Source organism: Amycolatopsis sp. FDAARGOS 1241 (assembly GCF_016889705.1).
In the GTDB taxonomy this organism is placed as follows: Bacteria; Actinomycetota; Actinomycetes; order Mycobacteriales; family Pseudonocardiaceae; genus Amycolatopsis.
Genome location: NZ_CP069526.1, coordinates 1,706,608 through 1,724,611 on the forward strand (window position 1 = coordinate 1,706,608; position 18,004 = coordinate 1,724,611).

Consider the following 18,004-nt stretch of genomic DNA (forward strand, 5'->3'; position numbering starts at 1 on the left):
CCGAGCATGGCGAGCAGCAGCTCGCATCACGACCGGCCCGGGGCGGCCGGAAGACCCGTCGGAACCCTCGGGCGAAGTGCCACATAGCCGAGGAGAAGCCGATCGGGTTTCCCGGTGCTCAGCCGGCGTCTGCCAAGGGCCGACGATCCCGGTGGCGACGAGCCCGATGGCGAGGGTGAGGACGACGGCCAGGGGTGCAGCCGGACGCCCGCCCGAGCAGCAGCGGGTGCAGCACGTGGCTTTCGACCTGCAGGACGCCGACCACGACGGCAAGCACGATGACGGCCGTCCGGACGCTGTTGGAGCGGGGGCGCGCCTTCTCGTCGCGTTCAGCGCTCCCTGGTGGCGGCGGGGGCGACAGGCCGGGGTGAGCGGGTCGGATCTGGCACGACGTCGCGGTCATGCTGCCCGCGTCGTCCGTGCCGATGGCCGGCCTGGCGACCGAGGAGCTGTGCTTGGCTGGCGGCGCAGCTGCTTCCAGCTGGTCCTGGCCACCGATGCGCTCGCCCGCCGTCAGGTCGCGCAGCGCCGGCAGGAATACCTGGACGAGATCGACCGACGGGGTCGCCGCGGGTTTCTCCGCCGGCTCGACAGCGGCGCCAAGGCCGGCGGTGATCCCGGTCCGTACCTGACCACCGGGAGCTGAACGTCCTGAGTGGACCTCCATCCCGGAACGCGGTCAGCCGCCCGCAGGCGGACGTGAACCCGGGGCGTAGCGGAGGTAGGGCCTCAGCCGCTCGGCCAGCGACCTGCGGGTCACGTCGACCACCGGGCCGGGAGGCACCTGGTCCGGGGGACTCCCGGCGGCGGTGTCGGCGACGAACCGCGCCACCGCGTCCGGGGCGGGCACGACGTCGCCGCCTTGGTGCGCGAGGACGATCGGGGCCGTGGCGGGATCGGTTTCCACCGCGAGCGACCACCCTCGCCGTTCGTTCCACACCAGCATGACGTCGTGGTCGGGCCGGTCGGGCCACCGCCGCGGCAGCCCGAGGTAGGCGGTGGCCGTGTCGCTGATCTCCACCGTGGTGCTCTCGTCCGGGACGCCGACCGCGGCCGCCACCGCCCGCACGTACTCGCCGAGGGCGCGTTCCAGCGTTCGGGCGTCGGGTTCGGGATGCTCCATGCGCTCCAAGCTAGAGGGCCTCTCAACGGTGTGCGATACGGGCCCGGAGCCGGTCGGTGCACGAAGAGTCATGCATACGGGAATTTTTCCGGCTTGTAATCGTCCGCTGCTCTCCCGCACAGCGGGCCCTCCTCCCAGCGGCGAGACCGTCTCGGCAGCCTCCATCATCCCCGGTTTAGGCCGCCGTCAGCGGGCTACCCGGAACTTGATCGCCCCGGACCTCGGCGGGACAGGTACGTCACGGAAAGAGCGATCGAAATGACACACACGTTTGACCGCCCGCCGACCCGGCCACCCAAGACCCCCGAGCCGGTTCTCGCGGGCCAGAAATCTCGCACCGAAATCTTCCTGGTCAAGCTGTTCGCGGTCGTACCGCTGCTGGCCCTGGCCGCGGCGGTGCCCTTCGCGTGGGGGTGGGGCCTGGGCTGGACCGACGTCGCGCTGACGGTCGGATTCTACTTCCTGACCGGTCTCGGGGTGACGATCGGCTTCCACCGCCACTTCACCCACGGCGCGTTCAAGGCGAACCGCGGCCTGCGGATCGCGCTCGCTGTCACCGGCAGCATGGCCATGCAGGGCCCGGTGATCGGCTGGGTCGCCGACCACCGCCGCCACCACGCCTACGCCGACCGCGACGGCGACCCCCATTCCCCTGGCGCTACGGCACGTCCGCCGCCGCGCTCGCGAAGGGTTTCTGGCACGCCCACGTGGGCTGGCTGTTCGACCGGGAGAAGACCAACGCGCAGCGGTTCGCGCCCGACCTGCTCACCGACCGCGACATCACCCGGATCGACCGCTGGTTCCCCGCTCTCACGGTGCTCACCCTGCTCGCCCCCGCGCTGATCGGCGGGCTGGTGACGATGTCCTGGTGGGGCGCGCTGACCGCGTTCTTCTGGGCGAGCCTCGTGCGGGTGGCGGTGCTGCACCACGTCACCTGGTCGGTGAACTCGTTGTGCCACATGATCGGTGACCGGCCTTACGCCGCCCGCGACAAGTCCGCGAATTTCTGGCCGCTTGCCATCGCCTCCATGGGCGAGTCCTGGCACAACTCCCACCACGCCGATCCCCCCGGTGCCCGCCACGGCGTCCGCCACGGCCAGCTCGACATGTCCGCGCGCCTGATCTGGCTCTTCGAGGAGCTCGGCTGGGCCACCGAAGTCCGCTGGCCCAAGCCCGACCGCCTGGCCCGCAAGCTCAACCCCGGCTACACCGCGGCACCCCGCGGGTTCGGCAGGCTGGAGCGCGGCTTGCTCGCCGAGACACCGGACCGAAAGCACTCGGGCGCCGGGAGCCGGTCATGACGGCCGTTCGCGCTGCGCGCGATGAGGTCCGCCTGCAGCTGAAACCGGCGGCCGGCGGCGGGTATGTCGACGGGGCCTGGTGGCCGCGCTCCCGCGACGGCGGCGTCGAGTTCTCCGAGCTGCTCGCGGCGGTGCGCGACCGCGTGGGCGAGGTCGAGCGGATCAGCTACCCGCTGGGCGACGGCTGGGAGATCGCCCACCGCAAACTCGTGGTGGAAGGCCGCCTCGTGCGGCTGGAAGGGTTCCACGCCATGCAGGCGGACACCCTCGCGCTGATCGGCACGCAACAGCGGCGCCTGATCCTGCTCGTCGTGGCACCGGGCACTGCGCGGGACGCCGCCACCGCCGCCCTGCGGACGGCCGCGGACCCGGCCACCACGGCCAGTGGCGAGGATATCCTCGCCGCGCGAGGCGGGCCGCATGCGCGGGCAACCGGGTACCCGAATCCGCGTTTCCGGGCGCCGAGGTCTGGGCGTGGGCGCCACGTCCCAGACCTCGGCGATCCTGGTTCCCCGGCGCCGGCCGTCCGGCCCGGACGGTGAGTGCGCGATGGTGGGACGCGTCGTGGTGGCTGGTCTGCTCGGTCCCGTCTGCGCTTTGGCCACGATCGGTGCCCCGATCTTGCCGTGGGACGTCGTGTTCGGCTGGCTCCTCCTGGAAACCGGCGCGGGGCTCCTCGTCGCGTTCGGCACTCCGCAGCTCCCGTGGTGGCGCGCGGCGGGCGGGCCCGACCTGCTCGCGGGCGTGACCACCCCGGCGGGCTGTGGGCCGGTCACCGCCGTGCCGCGCCGCCCGCCGCCGTCGAGCCACCCGACGTCCCGGTCACGCTCCCCGCGTCGCGTCGCCCGTACCGGTGGCCGACCTGGCGACCGAGGAGCTGTGCGTGGCCTGGCGACGCAGCCACCTCCTCCTGCTCCTCGCCACCGTCGAGCCGGTGTGGTGCGGGTGAGCCGGCACATCGTCGCTTCGCCCGGTGCGCTGATGGCCGGGCGAGTACGATCGGTGCACGCAGCCGCGGCAGCGGTGCTGATCCGGGCCCTGGTCACGTCCGGGTTGGTGTGGCGATCTCGAACACCGACCCAGAGGGAACCGGCTGCGGAAACGCGAAGCTCGCCGGTGGTGGATTCGCGGTGGCTGAGATCGAGATCCTGCGCGCGAGCGTCCTGGCCGCGCTGGGCGAGGGTGGTGCCGGCAGCGGGGTCGACGTCGTCGGCCGGGTCTGCCGGGCGTGCGTGCGCCTGCTGCCGGTGGACGGCGCGGCGGTGTCGGTGACGGTCGGCACCGGCCACCGTGAGATCGTCTACGCCAGTGACGCGGTGAGCACGGCGCTGGCGGAACTGCAGTTTTCCCTCGGTGAAGGACCGTGTTTCGAGGCCTACGCCGCAGGCGGGCCGGTCCTGGTGCCCGATCTGGCCGCCGGGCCGCAGCTGGCGTGGTCGGTGTTCGCCGCTGAGGCCGTGGCGCAGCTGGTGGCCGCATTGTTTACGTTCCCGGTCCAGATCGGGGCGGTGCGGGTGGCGACCCTCGACACCTATCGCTCGACGCCGGGCTCGCTCGACGCCGCCGAGCTGTCGACGGCGTTGCAGGTGGCCGACATCGCGGCGCTTGCCCTGTTGGGGCTGCGGGATGGGGGCGATCGCTGGCTCGACGGCGACGGGCGGTGGATGGACGGCGCGGGGATGCGGTTCCGGGAGGTGCACCAGGCCACGGGGATGCTGGTCGCGCACCTGGACCTGCGAGCGGACGCCGCCTTGGCCCGGCTGCGGGCTTACGCGTTCGGCCACGGACGTTCCTGCTGGACGTCGCGGCCGACATCGTCGCCGTGCGGCTGCGGTTGGACGAGGAGTTCCGGTGAGGATGACCATAAAGGCAGCTGAGGAACCAGGAGATGGTGGGCATGGCCGACCGTGAACGACAGGTGACCCGGGCCTTCGTCGCGCTGGCGGACACGCTGGTCGACGACTACGACGTCGCCGACCTGCTGCACACGCTGGTGCAACAGTGCGTGGAGCTGCTCAACGTCGCGGCGGCCGGGCTGACGCTGGCCGACGAGCGGGGCGGCTTGCAGGTGCTGGCGTCCTCCACCGAGCAGGCGCGCCTGCTCGAGCTGTTCCAGCTCGACATCGACGAGGGCCCGTGCGTCGAATGCTTCACCACCAGCACGCCGGTGCTGGTGGCCGACATCGCCGCGCAGGCGGGGCGGTGGCCGCGGTTCGCGGCCGAGGCGGCCAAGGACGGATTCGCGTCGGTGCACGCGGTCCCCTTGCGGCTGCGCAAGCAGACGATCGGGGCGCTGAACCTCTTCGGGCAGAACTCGGGGGAACTGCCGGCCGACGACCTCGCCCTGGCGCAGGGGCTGGCCGACACCGCGACCATCGGCATCCTCCACGAACGGGCCCTCCGCCAGGGGGAAGTCCTGTCCGAGCAGCTGCAGACCGCGTTGAACAGCCGGGTGATCATCGAGCAGGCCAAGGGCGTTCTCGCGGTCAGCGGGCAGTTGAGCATGGAGGCGGCCTTCGTGGCTTTGCGCGGCTACGCCCGGCGGAACAACCTCCGGCTCAGCGACGTGGCCCGCGCGTTGGCCGACCGCCGCCTCGCACCCACGGTCGTGCTGGCCCCGTCGACGGTGAGCCACGCGCACCGAAAAATCCTTTGTGGACTGTCGAGCTCCGCGCGCGGGACCGGAACCCGCGAAAGATGCCGAACGGTCGGCCTGGCGGTGACCAACGGTCCTCTCGCCTGGAGACGCGGTGCCGTCATGCTGGGGACGGCAGGCCGGCTTTCGACCTCAGCTTTCGACTCCAGGAGTGCCCATGCGGTTTCGTGATCGCCGGGAGGTCGGCGAACGGCTGGCTCTGCGGTTGCGCCCACTCCGCGGCGACCGGGCCGTGGTCGTCGGCCTGTCCGAGGGTGGCCTGGTGGTCGCCGGGGAGATCGCCGACGTCCTCGGTGCGCCGCTGGACATCCTGCTCACCCAGCGGATCGAGTACGCCGGGCCGCCGCCGACAATGCTCGGCGCCGTCGGCGAGGGCGGCCTGGTCGTCTGGGACCGCAGCGCCATCCGCCGGCTCGACATCTCGGCGGACGGGCTCGCCCGGCTCGCCGACCGGGCGCGGTCCGGCCTGGCCCGGCAGGTCTACAGTCTACCGGCGCACGGCGGCGCCGGTGCCGATCGCCGGGCACACAGTGGTGCTCGTCGACGACGGCGCCGCCACCGGCACGACCGCGCACACGGCGATCCGCGTCCTGCGCGCCCGCCAGGCCCGCCGGATCGTGCTCGCGGTCCCCGTCGACCAAGCACCCGTTCTCGACCGGCTCTCCCGCGAGGTGGACCAGTTCGTCTGCCTGCGCCCGGTGCCCTGGCTGCACGCGGTCCGCAACAGTTACCGGGAGTTCCCGGCAGTCGCCGACACCGAGGCACTCGAACTGCTTCATCGCGAACCCCGCCGGCCGACCGAGGTTCCCCGATGGCGTCAACATTGGACTGAAAGAGCCGGAGTCGCCGCCACCGGAGTGGTGATCGGGCGCGAGGACCACCGGCGCGCCGGCGGCTGAGTCGGCTACGCGTCGACCGGTTCCGACTGGACGGGGATCCGGCCGCCCTCGACCTCCCAGCGCTCCATGGCCGTGTCCTCCTCGAGGATGGCGAGCAGCGTGCCGTCGGTGTCGTCGTTGCCCCGCCGCGCCGCGGTCATCAGTGCGTGTTGTGCGAGATCCGGATAGGCGTCCGGGGGGGATCACGAGCAGCACCAGTCGGTGCCGGGCACCGATCACGGCCACGGTGGCGGTGTGCTGCGACCGGAATCCCTCGAGCCGGATGTCGCCGTGCTCGTCCCCGGAACGCAGCCGGCGTGGGATGGGCGGCCAAGCCGCGACGTGGTAGGTGACCCTTTCGAGCCGCCCAGCAGGCCGGTCAGCGCCGGGAGCAGCGACGGCAGTTCGGCGGCCAGATCCAGGGAATGAATGAGGCCACCAGGCGCCGTCGACCCACCCGGTGGTGTCTGCTTCCGGCTTCAGCCACAGCCGTGGCGAGAAGTGGCGCAGTTCGTCGGCCGCCTGGGCGAAGCGCATGGCGTGGGTGGTGTGCGGGACCGACTTCATGCCGGTGCTCCCGTCCCCGGCCGAGGGCATCGGCCGGACTGCGGGCCACGCTATCCACGTCAAGGTCCGGGACGGGCAGGTCGCCAACCGCCCGGTCTACGCCGCCATCGGCGTCACCGTGGACGGCCACAAGGACGTCCTGGGCTTGGGGATGGGCGTCGGCGGCGAGGGTGCCAAGTTCCGGATGAGCGTGCTGGTCGACGTGAAAAACCGCGGCGTGGCCGACGTGTTCTTCCTCGTCTGCGACGGCCTCAAAGGTCTCCCGGAGACCGTCGCGAAAGTATGGCCGCAAACCATCGTTCAAACCTGCATCGTGCACTTGATCCGCAACACCTTCGGCCTGGCGGCGCGGCAGCACTGGGACGAGATCAAGCGGGATCTTAAACCGGTCTACACCGCACCCAATGCCGACGCGGCGCTCGCCGCATTGGACGAACTCGACGAGAAAAGGGGAAAGAAATATGGTGCGATGATCCGACTCTGGCGCAATGCGTGGAAGGAATTCGTTCCCTGCCTTGACTACGACGTCGAAACCCGACGGATGATTTGCTCGACGAACGCGATCGAATCACTGAACGCCCGCTACCGGCGGGCGATCCGCGCACGTGGACACTTCCCAACCGAGCAGGCCGCGATGAAGTGGCTGTATCTTGTCCCGCGCAGCCTGGACCCCACCGGGACGGGCCGCGTCAGGTGGACGATGCGTTGGAAGCCAGTCATCAACGCGTTCGCCATCACGTTCGGTGACCGCTGGCCGGGAGCCGAGACCTACTAACCGAACCGCCGGAAACACCGATCACGGGATAGACCCCGCCCGAGTGGTCAGCGGCACCTGTAGTGGCAGCTGTGCGGGGTGGGCAACGCCAAATTGGTGGGTATCACGCTCGGTCCGCCCGTTGGGCAACGACAAGAGGATTCGCGGTCCGCACATGTCCCGGTAAAGATCGGCAGCACCACCGAATCGGCTTCCGCCGACTGTCCGCTGGTGGTTCTGTGGGTCCGGGGCAGGCTGGGGACGCGCCGATGTTTACGCACCTGATGCGGCGCCTGGACCAAGGCTTTGCCAGACACGCCCCTAGCCAGGGGCGTGTCTGGCGACCCGCGCCCCGGTCATCCGCTCTCCGTTCGGCAACGGCGATCCGGATGACCGGGCCCGGGGGTCACGACCGGTAGGCGCCGTCGATTGTGGGCGTCGGCGAAGCCTCGGCAGGCTGCGACTGGACGGGAGCGGTGCCCGGCCCCTGGTCGCCGACCTTTTGCGCGGCCTTCTGCTTGGCGGTGGCGGTGTGCTGGCCTGCGCGCTGCTTGCCGGTGGCTAGATCGGCCGCGGCCGTGTCGGACTTCTCGCGGGCTTTCCGGTAACCGGAGTCGACCACGTCGGCGGCGGCGTCGCGCCCACCGAGCCCGAATGCCAGCGCCGCGGCCAGTGCGGCCGAGCCGACGAGGGCGACGTAGGTGATCGTGACGATCACCGGCGCGATCCCCAGCTGCGTGAGGATCATGAACACGGCGATTCCCATGATCATCGCCGGCACCAGGGTGTGGACGATCTTGCCGGTCGGGGTGTCGCCCATCGTCCGGTGCACCAGCCCGCCGATCGCTCCGGCGACCGCCGCGGCGACGATGAAGATCAGCAGCGCGGCGAGGACGTTGGGCAGGTAGCTCAGCACTCGGTCCATGAAGCCGGTCAACGCCGGGATCCCGAGCGTCCCGATGGCCGAGGAGATGACGAACAGCATGATCACCCAGAACACGACCATCCCGACGAGCTTCGACGGGCTGCCCTGCGGGGAGAGTTTCTCGACGTAGTTCGCGCCTCCGGCTGACTTCAGCCGGTCGTCGACCTTCGCCTTTTGCAGTCCCTTGGTGATGGCTTTGTCGAGCAGCTTGGCGATGAGGAAACCGATCAGCAGCACAATGAGCGCGCCGATCAGTTGGGGCAGGTAACTCACGAACGTGGTGAATGCGCTCTGCAGACTCTGCAGGACGTTGAATCCGGTGTTCATCAATCTATCCCTTCAAGAAGAAGTTGGCTCAAGAGTGCCGCGCGCCGGCGTGAATGCCGATCGAATCGGCGGCTTTTCACGAGGTCGAGGTCAATTCCATGAGGAGTTCCCGGATCGCCCCGCTGCGGTGGTGGTGCTGTTCTCGCGTGCGGGCTCCTGGGAGTCACGTGGTTCCGGGCCGACCCGGAAGTCGCGTCGTTGGTGGTGGTCAAGGCATGGCAGAAACTTCCTGATGATGCGGTGCAAGCCGGACAACTCGTCCGGCGAGCCGGTACCGCGGGCTGGCCGGAGCCAGGTCGCACGGCATGGCTTGTGCGTACCCGGGTTTCGCGAAGGCAAACGTCGTGGACGTCCCTTTCAAACGGTGGAGCTCCCGTTTGCGGAGGTGTCGCATGTGGATCATGGCGAACACGACTTCACTTCTGCGTTCTGCGCTCGGGGAATCGCGACGGCCGCCAGTGCGCCCCCACTGTCCGCCAGAGACACCGGGCCGTCCCGACGGTCACTCAGAGAGCCGGAGAAATCCCGTTACGCGAAAGGATTTCCGCCGCCGAGGCGGCGGGCTCCTCGTCGACGACCGACCGCAGCGCGGCGCGGGCAGCGTCCCTGGGGGCCTCCGGTGGCACGACCAGCAGGCTCGCCGACCGGGAGCCCGAACCGATCACGGTGATCGTGTGCGGGTCCGTGAAGCGGAAGCCTTCGAGCCGCACCGTGCGGTCGCCGACACGCACCTTCCGAGCGGTCGGACCCCAGGTGTCAAGGTGGTAGGACACGCTCGTGACCGGACCGACCCACTGCTTGAGCGCGCTCGACAATGCCGGCAGCTCCGCCACCAGGTCCGTCGAGCGCGGCCACCAGCCGCCGTCGAAGTGGCCGCGTTCGGAGCCGGCCTGCTTCATCCGCAGGCGAGGCGCGGAAAGTTGTTCACGTTCGGGCGTCGTTTCCGGCTGAACCGAGATCGCCATTCCGGCGCTCCTGCCTCCGGCTTGTGACCGCGCCGGGGATCGTTCGTCCGCCAGGGGTGGCTCCGGCTACGGCCGGACAGTGCTTCACCTCTGGTACCGAGAGCCTACTCCGCGGTCCGGCTCAGTGGCCCCGGCGACCTTTACGACCTCCTCGGGGAGTTCGAAGCGAGGGCATCCCTCGACGGCGCGCTCGGAGACCCGGCGGTGTACTGTGAGAAGTGTCCGAGAGCATCTCGTGTGTGGACAGTCGAGTCCGCGCCGCCCTCGGCCCTCCTCTGGCCGGTTCGACCGAGGACGGGAGCACGGCATGCTAGCCGGGCCCACGGCACACCATCGTCACTCAGCGGCCTGAAGGCCGCGGAGCCGCTCCGGCTCCGACCGCGTCCGCGGTGCCAGCCGGTAGCGCCCCAACCCGGGTACGGCGATGGTGCGGCGTGGCCAGCTTCCGGTGTCCGCCCGTGGGGCAACACCCCGGGCCTGAAAGGAAAACCGATCAGCACCCCTCCAGTCGACGCGCCCTTGTTCAGCCATCCCCTCGGGGAAGAGCCGCGCCCCGGCGCCCTCGTCCGGCCGCAGGACATCCGTTACGGCGGCCTGTTCCGGCAGCCCGCCCCCGGAACTCGCGATGGGGCCGCAACGCAACTGCTGCAACGCCGCTCGCGCTCCGCACACCGCCGCTGCCCTCCGGTCCACGGTGGACGCTCCTCCGGCTCGGCGTAGGCTGAAGGCACCGGCCGGGCGGAACTGCGTTCCACCCCAGCCGGCCGATCTACAGGCGCGCCCTGGCCCCCGCCGCGCTGACGCCACGGCCATTCGCCGTCGGATGATATCGGACCGGACCACCAGGAGCACGATTGTGAAACTTCCACGAGCGGCGAGCAGCGTAATCCCTTCCCCCGCGACCGGCCGCCGTCTCCGGCTGAAGGAACCGGGAGCCGCGAAGGGCTGTTTTGACGGCGCCTGGTGGCCACGGTCGAGAGACCCGGTCACCGAATTCAGCGCGCTCGTCACCACGCTCACCGCGGACTTCGGGCGAGTGGACCGCATCGGCTTCAACCCGGCGGCGTGGGATCTCGCGCCGGACCGGCTCGCCCACGGACCCGACCTGGTCCGGCTGGCGGGATTCTCCGGTCTGCAGCAGCACACCATCGTGGTGATCGGACCACGCATCCACCACCTGACCCTGCTGATGATCCCCCCGGAAGCCGACCCGCTCGCAGCGGAACGCGCGCTGAGCGTGACCTCCGCCGCGGACACCACCGATTCCGCCCAGCTGATCCTGGGCAGCAGCGGCATCACCGGCCCGACGTGATCCGCCCGGCAGGGCGCACCGAGCAGAGCCACGGCGATGCCAGTGTTCGCGACGTTTCCTTGAACCGGATTAGGAGTTCTCATGGCCGGTGACAGCCCTCGACTTCGAGGTCCCGCCACGACTGACGAATCCCGGGTGCGGCTCAAGCCCCCGCACTCCGTCGCCGGCTTCGTCGACGGCGCCTGGTGGCCACGCTCGGCCGACCTGACAGCCGAGGCACCCGGACTTGCCGCCGCGCTCGCCGACCGCATCGGGCCCGTCTGGCGGGTGGCGTTCGCCTCCTCGGCGTGGACGGCCGCGACAACCAAGCTGATCCACCGGGGCCGAGTCGTCCGGCTGGAGGGGTTTCGCTCACAGGATCCGCATGTCGTGCACGTGACCGGCAGCTTGATGCGCCGGGTCACCCTGCTCGTCGTACCGCCGCGAACGGCACCGGCCATCGCCGAACGCGCGCTGTCGACAGCTTCTGAACGGAACGATTCGACCCTCCCCGAAACGATCCTCGACGGAGGCATCGTCACAGGCCCGCCGGCCGAAAGCGACGTCCAGCGTTGGGAATCCGACGGCGGCTCCGCCGGCCACCGCCTGCCTGCCACCGTCCCGCGCCCCTGACTCGCGCCTGCCCGGGGCCTTTCTCCTGGACGCAGTGTTCGGCGACGGCGTACATCGGGTACCTCTCCCGGATAACCGAGTCCGGGATGCCGGCAGCGGTCGGAACGGCGAGCGGAGGCGCATCGGAAAGCCGTCCCGAAGCGGATGGCTCGTCGGCGCAGCATCACGTCCGGCACATGCATTCAGCCACCCGGAACGTGCCCCGGACGAGCGGGCCGGTGAAAGGTCGGATGCGCGATGAACAGCGATGAATCCCGGGCGCGGCACCGTACGCGGAGGGCTGAGGGGGTCGGTGCGGCGGTGCCTATGGGTTGCGTGTTGGGGCAGCTGTGTTCGGTCGCGTGCTGTTTGTCGCTGGTAAGTTCGCATTGATGGGGTATGTGGCGGTCAAGTTGGCTGCGGTGCTGGTACCGGTCGCGATGGCGTTGTTGCTCGCTGCGTTGCTCGCTCCGACGGTGTCGTGGCTGGTTCGGAAGAAAGTTCCTCGGGGGCTGGCTACCGCGGTGGTGTTGGTGGGTGGTTTGAGGTTGTCCCCGAAGACCGGGCACCGGTTTCATGCCACGAGGGCGAGGCTTTGACGATAGCCGACGCGGACTTCGTGCGGGGTGCGGTAGTTGAGTGTCGAATGTAGACGGTCGTGGTTGTAGTAGCCGAGGTAGGCGAAGACGTCGCTTCGGGCGTCGTCGCGGGTGGCCCACACGGTGGTGCCGATCTCGGTTTTGAGGGTGGCGAAGAACGACTCGGCGACGGCGTTGTCGAAGCACGACCCGGTCCGCCCCACCGACGGGCGCATGCCGTGCCCGGAGAGCGCGGAACGGAACCGCTGGGAGGTGTACTGCGACCCGCGATCGGTGTGAAAGATCGCGTCATCACTGATCAGGCCACGTCGGACGGCGAGGTCGAGGGCGTCGCGGACCAGTTCGGCGCGCATGTGCTCGGCCATCGCGTGCCCGATGACCTCGCGGGTGTGCAGGTCGATCACCGTGGCCAGGTAGAGCCACCCCTGCTGGGTGGGCAGGTAGGTGATGTCGCCGACCAGCCCCGCTGGCCCGGCGCCGGGGCGGTGAAGTCCCGGCCGATCAGGTCCGGCACCGGCGCCGCCACGGTGTCGGGCTTGGTCAGTGACCTGCGTCGCCTGCGGGTCAGACCGACGACCCCACGTTGGCGCATGATCCGCCCGACGCATTTGCGGTTCACTCTCCGGCGCGCCGGCGCAGCTCGGCCACAATCCGTGGACGGCCGTAGGCGCCCTGGTGACTGGCGTGGACTTCGGTGATCTCGGCCGCCAGACGCTCGTCGGCCTCGGCCCGCTCGGCTCTGACGGGTGCGGCAGCGAGCCATTCGTAGAAGCCGGGGCGTCGCACCCGGAGGATTCTGCACAGCCGGGAGACGCCGAAGACGGCGCGGTGTTCGGAGATGAACCGGTAGCTGCAGGTCAACGACCCATCTCCTTGGCGAAATAGGCGGCTGCCTTGCGGAGGATCTCCTTCTCCGGTTCCAGCTCGGCCACACGCTTGCGCAGTTCCTGCAGCCCGTGGTGCTCATCGGCCGGCACACTGCAAGGGCTGCCGGACAGCCTGCGCGTTCTCGGCAATGCGCACCCAGTTGCGCAGGGTCTCGTGGTTGACACCCAGCTCACGGGCGACCTGTCGCAACGGCCGATCCGACGAACGGACCACTCCACGGCGTCCCTGCGGAACTGCTCGGGGTGCTTCGACTTGCCTGATACGGGAACATCCTTCCCCCAGACCGCTGCCTGGGATCAAGGTGTCCGGTTCAAGGGGACAACCGCAGGTGTGCTGTTTCACGCCGTTGACGTAAAACGCCATCGTGCCGGTGGACGCGTCGTGGGTGGCCGCAAGGTGAACCCACTTGTTGTCGACCGCGTCGGCGTCGCTGACCGCCCACCACGCCCCGTCACCGGTGGGCGACGTGCTGATGAGCATCGTCCACTTGGGATGCGCAACGCCGTTCGCGTCCGGCAGGCTGTGGTAGCCGAGCAGTTCAGCGGAGAACTGCGCGTCATCCGTTCCCACCGCAGCCCGTCCGCTCGGGTCGATCGCGCCGTGCGCGTCCACATCCTCGGCAGTCCAGGAGTGGTACGCCCACGCTTCGACGGTGTAGGACTACTCCGTCCGCAGGTTCGCCGGACGGCCCGCATCGATCTGCCCCGTCCCGGAGCTGTCGAACCGCGCGGCGCACGCGTTGTCGTCCGCAGCGAGGCCGACTCCGCCGGAACCGGCCCCGGTCGTCTTGCTGACCGTGTCGAAGTACCGCTGCCCATACAGACCCACGACCTGGTCATCGGTCAGGACCTGACCCCACGCCCGGACCTGATCGACCGAGCCCTTGAAGAAGTTCCCGACGCCGACGTTCGATCCGACCGTGAACGCATCCTCGGCGCTCCACACGGTGGGGACGGTGTTCTGGCCTTCGAGCTTCCCGTTGACGTACAACCGGACGCGCATCGACTTCTGGTCGAAGACCCCGGTCAGCATGGTCCAGGCCCCGACCTGCGGCGCCTGGCTTCCCAACGCCCAGTGGTAGTTGTCGACGGTGTCGTCGTCGGCTGTGGTCATCCCGAACACCCAGCGGTTGACATCCGGCGAATAGCGCAGCTGGAACGCTGCCGTGTGCTGACCGCCCTGGGTGAACAGCGTGTAGTAGCCGTTCGCGTCGTCCAGCTTGGCCCATGCGGACACGGTGAACGAGCGTGTCGTGTCCACCGCCGGAGCCGCGGTGCCGTAGCCAGTGGAACCGTCGAAGTGCACGGCGCCCGCGGCCTGACCGGTCGTCCAGCCATAGCCGCCGTTGAGCGTCATGGTGTTGCCGAACGCGCTCAGGTCATCGGCGGTGTTGCCCGTGCCATCGTCGAACGCCCAGTTGCCCTGCAGCGACGGGACAGTCGTGCCGAGGACGTCGGTGCACCCTTCAGCCAGACCGTATTTCGCGAGCGGCACGGCGGCGTTGGCCAGATCGTGCGCGTCCTGAGCGGACAGCACCCGCTGCCACGCCTGCACGTCGTCCACCTGACCGGCCAGGAAGTCAGCCCGGGCCCCGTTGTGCTTGCCCGCGCCGATCACCAGATTCCCGATGGCAGCCCAACCCGTTCTGACATTCGTGGCCTGCTTCACACCATCGACGTAGAGCGTCATCGTGCCCGTCGACGCGTCGTACGTGCCGGCCACGTGAGTCCACACCCCCAGCACCGGCGGCGTCGTCGACTTCGCCCGGACCACGCCGGCGTTGGCCTGATCGGCGGACAACATGCTGAACGCCCACGCGTTGTCATCTTTCGAGTACTGCAGGGAGAACCCGCTGCCCTGGTTCCCATCCTGCGAAACCACGGTCTGGAAACCATTGGTATTGGCCAGTTTCACCCACGCGCCCACGCTGAACGACGTCATCGTGTCCAGCACCGGACCGCTGGTAGTGACATAACCGCTGGCCCCGTCCAGGGTCAGCGCGCCCTTCGTGCCTTCGCTGTAGCCGGCGCTGTCGGGATGGCTCCAGGCGTTGCCGTGATCGTAGCCCGCGACCCAGTCACCGCCGGCGATCAGGCTCGCGGTGTGCACGGCCAAACCGTCGTTGTTCGGCGTGGTGTTCGCGGTGTCGGCCAGGACCCGGCCACCCATCTCATCCAGCGGCCACGCCCCCACCAGCTCGACGGACGGGGTGTAGGGCAGCACGTGGAAGGAACAGGAGGCAGCGTCGAGGTTGCCGCTGGCGACGCAGGTGGCGTCCGGGCCCGGGGTGCCGGCCTTGTTCACCGCCTTGACCTTGATGAAGTTCTGGTTGCCGTTGATCGCCAACGCAGACAGATCAGCAGTGGCGACCAGATTGCCGCTCGCATCCGTGCCCTGGGTCGCGGTGACACTGGGCGACCCCTGCGGCTGCCGCTCCGAACCGTCGGTGGTGTAGATGAACCGATCGATGTCATAGAACCCGGGCGTGGGCATGCCCACCGAAACACCGAAATGCACACTGTCGTTCTGGTGATCGGGCGGCGTGCCGGTCGTGGTCAACGTCGGAGCCGATGGGGCGCATCGCCGGTTCACCGAGTGGACGACCGCCGGACTGCGGCGCGAGGTGCACCGAGCAGTCCTGGACGAGCTGGGCAGCAAAGGCATGATCGATTGGTCCCGTGCGGTCCTCGACGGAGCGTCCGTCAGGGCCAAAAAAGGGGCGGACTGACTGGCCCGAACCCGGTCGACCGCGGCAAACCCGGCTCGAAGATCCACGCCCTGTCCGATCGCAAGGCCTGCCCCTGACCGTCGCGATCTCCGCGGCCAACACCCACGACAGCCACGCGCTCAAACCCCTGGTCAACGCCATCCCTTCCATCCGCTCCCACCGCGGACCGCGCCGCAGGAAACCGGCCAAGCTGCACGCTGACAAGGCCTACGACATCCCCGCCCTGCGCGACTGGCTCCGCCACCGCCGGATCATCCCGCGCATCGCCCGCAAAGGCATCGAATCCACCGACAAACTCGGCAAACACCGCTGGGTCATCGAACGGGCCATCGCCTGGCTATTCGGCTACCGCCGACACACCATCCGCTACGAACGCAAACCCACCCACTACCTCGCCTTCCTCACCCTCGGCGCCGCCATCACCTGCTACAAGAAACTCACCAAGTGAGACATGCTCTTAAGGCTGACGTCCACCGCAACGGCCTTCGGGCCGATCGAACCGTCGGGTCTTCGCTCGAGCGTCGTGTCGATCGGCGTCCAGGTCGTGCCCTGCTTGACCCGCACAGGGTGCACGTACTCCGTCAAGGCCCACGAGCCATCCTGGTTCGCCAACGTCTTCGACGTCTCCGTCGTCTCCGACGCGACCTCTACCTGCTTGTCACCCGCCCGGGCATACGCCGCCGCCGTCGCTTCATCCGGCGCCGAATCCGGGATGCTCGCCGCCGGAGCCGCGAGCACCGGCTGCACTACAGATACCGTGCTGACAACGACCGCAGCCGTGACCACGACAGCGCGCCAGCGCGCACCAACAGGACGCACGAAGTCCCCCTCGCCAAGAACAACCAGCCAACATGCTGGGTCCCCGACGAACCCGAGATCACTTTGCCAAACGGCATTACTCACGGAAATAGACCAAGCGGCGTATTCGACGGAGAGCGATACAGGGGTGAAAACTGACCAAATTATCTAATAGGACATTCGCCGCACTTCCGTCGGACATACGACGAGGCCCGGTGACGCCGCCGTGTCAAAGGTCTCGACAAAGGAACCGATCGCGCATGCAACGTGGCCCATCAGGCGGTCAAGGCCGTCGACGGCGTCGCGGGGACCGTGGTGTCGCCGGCCAAGGTGCGGTGGATCAGTGACGCGCTTTCGCCGCGGGACCTGTGGGAAGCGGCCGTCGAACAGCTGCAGTACGTCGACACCGAAGAGGCGCTGCTGGCGCATCTGCGGATGCTGTCCGACTTCTCCGCGCACAGCCCGCGCACGCTGCAGTCGGAGATGGCCAAGCGCTGCAAGCGCACGCCTTCACACAACACTCGCGGCCTGGCTGAAGGACACGAAGATCCAGCGCCAGTTCACCGAGGACGTGCTCGTCGCGATGGTCGAGGTGATGGTGGAGAGCATCACCGAGACCACGAAGGTCAACATGGCCGCGGTCGTCGACGCGCACCGGCGCGCCTACCGGTCGCTGATCGCGGCCCGGCACACCGACGTGCTGCTCGCCGGCCCCATCCCGCAGGCACTGGCGAACCTCACCGCGCAGGAGGAGTCGCTGGACGCCGACGACCCGGCGCGGGCTGCGTTCCGCTCAGCCCGCGAGGCGATCCTGAAGGCCGTCGCCGCCGACCGGGCCGCGCACGCGACGTCCACCTGAGCGCCACTTGGGTGCGGCGGCCGGCATCTGGTCGGCCGCCGCACCGCGGTGCCTCAAGCAGGGCGCCCACATTCTTGACTACTGAGCCGGCTTCGCCCGCACGACGGACACTCGATGGCGGTATCGGCCCAGTTCAAAGGCGCGGTCGGCGCGCGCTTCGACCACCACACCGGGCTCGACTGGCCAGAAGGCGAAGTCCTCGGCCCCGGGGAGACCGGCGAGAACCCCGGACGCTCGCTGAGGCCCGCTTTTGGCGAGGTGGAGCCGACCGGCGAGCGACCCGAGCGCTGTCCGCGACAGGGGCGCCGACAGGCCGACCGCCCGTACCCGACCGCCCGGTCTGTCTGGCCGAGCACCAGGGCGGTCGGCCGATACGGGCTGCCGGTCACGCCGAGCACGAGCGCGTCGACGTCGTCGAAGTGGCGGACCTTTACCCACCCGGCGCGGTCGCCGCGCAGCGGGTACCGGCTGGCCAGCGGCTTCGCGACCGTCCCCTCGATGCCCACGGCCGCCTGCTCGGCGCTGATCCACGCCTGGCCCTGGGTGAGGTCGAGGGTCGAGAGCATCAGCTGCACGCCGGCGTTGCCCGCGCCGATGACCGCGGCGAGCCGCTCCCGTCGGCGTGACAGCGGCCACAGCCGCAGGCCACGGCCGCGGGCGCCGAGCAGGTCGAACGCCACGTACACCACGGAGGTGCCTTCGGCGCGGCGCCGGGCCGGGCCGAAGCCCAGCG

General features: G+C 69.4%; 18 protein-coding genes and 4 pseudogenes. 11 read left to right on the forward strand and 11 right to left on the reverse strand.

What is annotated here, in order from left to right; all coding sequences use genetic code 11:
* The first annotated feature begins 235 nt into the window (after positions 1-235).
* Positions 236-646: a hypothetical protein gene (locus I6J71_RS47825; protein ID WP_239154539.1), complete on the forward strand. Its 411-nt coding sequence runs from the start codon at positions 236-238 to the stop codon at positions 644-646.
* Between the two features lie 33 nt (positions 647-679).
* Here I6J71_RS47825 and I6J71_RS08410 read toward each other — a convergent pair whose 3' ends face one another.
* Positions 680-1,123: a DUF6292 family protein gene (locus I6J71_RS08410; protein ID WP_204094208.1), complete on the reverse strand. Its 444-nt coding sequence runs from the start codon at positions 1,121-1,123 to the stop codon at positions 680-682.
* Between the two features lie 258 nt (positions 1,124-1,381).
* Between I6J71_RS08410 and I6J71_RS08415 the strand changes: the two are divergent.
* From I6J71_RS08415 to I6J71_RS47830, 5 genes and pseudogenes are all read left to right on the forward strand, one after another.
* Positions 1,382-2,319, forward strand: a pseudogene (locus I6J71_RS08415) (acyl-CoA desaturase); the annotation flags it as partial.
* Between the two features lie 101 nt (positions 2,320-2,420).
* Positions 2,421-2,966 (forward strand): DUF5994 family protein, encoded by a 546-nt coding sequence (locus tag I6J71_RS08420; RefSeq protein ID WP_204094209.1) that lies wholly within the window; start codon positions 2,421-2,423, stop codon positions 2,964-2,966.
* A 588-nt stretch (positions 2,967-3,554) separates the two neighbouring features.
* Entirely contained in the window at positions 3,555-4,301 is a 747-nt protein-coding gene (locus I6J71_RS08425; RefSeq protein WP_239154541.1) for a GAF domain-containing protein, read from the forward strand.
* Positions 4,302-4,321: 20 nt separating this feature from the next.
* Positions 4,322-5,251, forward strand: a complete 930-nt coding sequence (locus I6J71_RS08430) for a GAF domain-containing protein (RefSeq protein WP_370542100.1) — start codon at positions 4,322-4,324, stop codon at positions 5,249-5,251.
* A gap of 338 nt (positions 5,252-5,589) precedes the next feature.
* Entirely contained in the window at positions 5,590-5,979 is a 390-nt protein-coding gene (locus I6J71_RS47830; RefSeq protein WP_239154543.1) for a phosphoribosyltransferase family protein, read from the forward strand.
* 5 nt (positions 5,980-5,984) lie between these two features.
* On the opposite strand, the gene I6J71_RS49700 is transcribed toward I6J71_RS47830, so the two are convergent.
* Together I6J71_RS49700 and I6J71_RS47835 are read right to left on the reverse strand one after the other, a co-directional pair.
* Positions 5,985-6,119 (reverse strand): hypothetical protein, encoded by a 135-nt coding sequence (locus tag I6J71_RS49700; RefSeq protein WP_255570807.1) that lies wholly within the window; start codon positions 6,117-6,119, stop codon positions 5,985-5,987.
* 91 nt (positions 6,120-6,210) lie between these two features.
* A pseudogene (locus I6J71_RS47835) lies at positions 6,211-6,555 on the reverse strand (DUF5994 family protein); the annotation flags it as partial.
* Between the two features lie 19 nt (positions 6,556-6,574).
* Between I6J71_RS47835 and I6J71_RS08445 the strand changes: the two are divergent.
* Positions 6,575-7,300: pseudogene (locus I6J71_RS08445) on the forward strand (IS256 family transposase); the annotation flags it as partial.
* A gap of 385 nt (positions 7,301-7,685) precedes the next feature.
* On the opposite strand, the gene I6J71_RS08450 reads toward I6J71_RS08445, so the two are convergent.
* Entirely contained in the window at positions 7,686-8,531 is an 846-nt protein-coding gene (locus I6J71_RS08450) for a hypothetical protein (RefSeq protein WP_239154544.1), read from the reverse strand.
* 506 nt (positions 8,532-9,037) lie between these two features.
* Positions 9,038-9,496, reverse strand: a complete 459-nt coding sequence (locus tag I6J71_RS08455; RefSeq protein WP_204094211.1) for a DUF5994 family protein — start codon at positions 9,494-9,496, stop codon at positions 9,038-9,040.
* An 823-nt stretch (positions 9,497-10,319) separates the two neighbouring features.
* Between I6J71_RS08455 and I6J71_RS47840 the strand changes: the two genes are divergently transcribed.
* Positions 10,320-10,808: a DUF5994 family protein gene (locus I6J71_RS47840; RefSeq protein ID WP_239155290.1), complete on the forward strand. Its 489-nt coding sequence runs from the start codon at positions 10,320-10,322 to the stop codon at positions 10,806-10,808.
* 81 nt (positions 10,809-10,889) lie between these two features.
* Complete coding sequence (locus I6J71_RS08465; RefSeq protein ID WP_204094213.1) at positions 10,890-11,420, forward strand: DUF5994 family protein; 531 nt, start codon at positions 10,890-10,892, stop codon at positions 11,418-11,420.
* Positions 11,421-11,973: 553 nt separating this feature from the next.
* Here the strand turns inward: I6J71_RS08465 and I6J71_RS08475 are convergent.
* From I6J71_RS08475 to I6J71_RS08490, 4 genes are all read right to left on the reverse strand, one after another.
* Positions 11,974-12,402 (reverse strand): IS3 family transposase, encoded by a 429-nt coding sequence (locus I6J71_RS08475; RefSeq protein WP_239154546.1) that lies wholly within the window; start codon positions 12,400-12,402, stop codon positions 11,974-11,976.
* 211 nt (positions 12,403-12,613) lie between these two features.
* Entirely contained in the window at positions 12,614-12,859 is a 246-nt protein-coding gene (locus tag I6J71_RS08480; protein WP_204094215.1) for an IS3 family transposase, read from the reverse strand.
* A gap of 102 nt (positions 12,860-12,961) precedes the next feature.
* Positions 12,962-13,498: a LamG-like jellyroll fold domain-containing protein gene (locus I6J71_RS08485; protein ID WP_204094216.1), complete on the reverse strand. Its 537-nt coding sequence runs from the start codon at positions 13,496-13,498 to the stop codon at positions 12,962-12,964.
* Positions 13,499-13,546: 48 nt separating this feature from the next.
* Entirely contained in the window at positions 13,547-15,445 is a 1,899-nt protein-coding gene (locus I6J71_RS08490; protein WP_204094217.1) for a LamG domain-containing protein, read from the reverse strand.
* A 10-nt stretch (positions 15,446-15,455) separates the two neighbouring features.
* On the opposite strand from I6J71_RS08490, the pseudogene I6J71_RS08495 reads away from it, so the two are divergent.
* Positions 15,456-16,062: pseudogene (locus tag I6J71_RS08495) on the forward strand (IS5 family transposase); the annotation flags it as partial.
* Here I6J71_RS08495 and I6J71_RS08500 read toward each other — a convergent pair.
* The gene (locus tag I6J71_RS08500; protein ID WP_204094218.1) at positions 16,041-16,361 is read right to left on the reverse strand and encodes a hypothetical protein; all 321 of its coding nucleotides are present in this window, start codon (positions 16,359-16,361) and stop codon (positions 16,041-16,043) included. The pseudogene I6J71_RS08495 and the gene I6J71_RS08500 sit on opposite strands and share 22 nt — an antisense overlap.
* 622 nt (positions 16,362-16,983) lie before the next feature.
* Here I6J71_RS08500 and I6J71_RS08505 point away from each other — a divergent pair.
* Entirely contained in the window at positions 16,984-17,271 is a 288-nt protein-coding gene (locus I6J71_RS08505) for a hypothetical protein (RefSeq protein ID WP_204094219.1), read from the forward strand.
* Positions 17,272-17,324: 53 nt separating this feature from the next.
* On the opposite strand, the gene I6J71_RS08510 is transcribed toward I6J71_RS08505, so the two are convergent.
* Positions 17,325-17,960, reverse strand: coding sequence for a hypothetical protein (locus I6J71_RS08510; RefSeq protein ID WP_204094220.1), 636 nt, complete (start codon positions 17,958-17,960; stop codon positions 17,325-17,327).
* Positions 17,961-18,004 lie beyond the last annotated feature (44 nt).

What these genes read in the sequence shown, in the direction of transcription:
- I6J71_RS08410 (WP_204094208.1), bottom strand. Translation starts at nt 1,123, where the DNA reads ATGGAGCATCCCGAACCCGACGCCCGAACGCTGGAACGCGCCCTCGGC.
- I6J71_RS08420 (WP_204094209.1), top strand. Translation starts at nt 2,421, where the DNA reads ATGACGGCCGTTCGCGCTGCGCGCGATGAGGTCCGCCTGCAGCTGAAA.
- I6J71_RS08430 (WP_370542100.1), top strand. Translation starts at nt 4,322, where the DNA reads ATGGCCGACCGTGAACGACAGGTGACCCGGGCCTTCGTCGCGCTGGCG.
- I6J71_RS49700 (WP_255570807.1), bottom strand. Translation starts at nt 6,119, where the DNA reads ATGACCGCGGCGCGGCGGGGCAACGACGACACCGACGGCACGCTGCTC.
- I6J71_RS08450 (WP_239154544.1), bottom strand. Translation starts at nt 8,531, where the DNA reads ATGAACACCGGATTCAACGTCCTGCAGAGTCTGCAGAGCGCATTCACC.
- I6J71_RS08455 (WP_204094211.1), bottom strand. Translation starts at nt 9,496, where the DNA reads ATGGCGATCTCGGTTCAGCCGGAAACGACGCCCGAACGTGAACAACTT.
- I6J71_RS47840 (WP_239155290.1), top strand. Translation starts at nt 10,320, where the DNA reads ATGATATCGGACCGGACCACCAGGAGCACGATTGTGAAACTTCCACGA.
- I6J71_RS08465 (WP_204094213.1), top strand. Translation starts at nt 10,890, where the DNA reads ATGGCCGGTGACAGCCCTCGACTTCGAGGTCCCGCCACGACTGACGAA.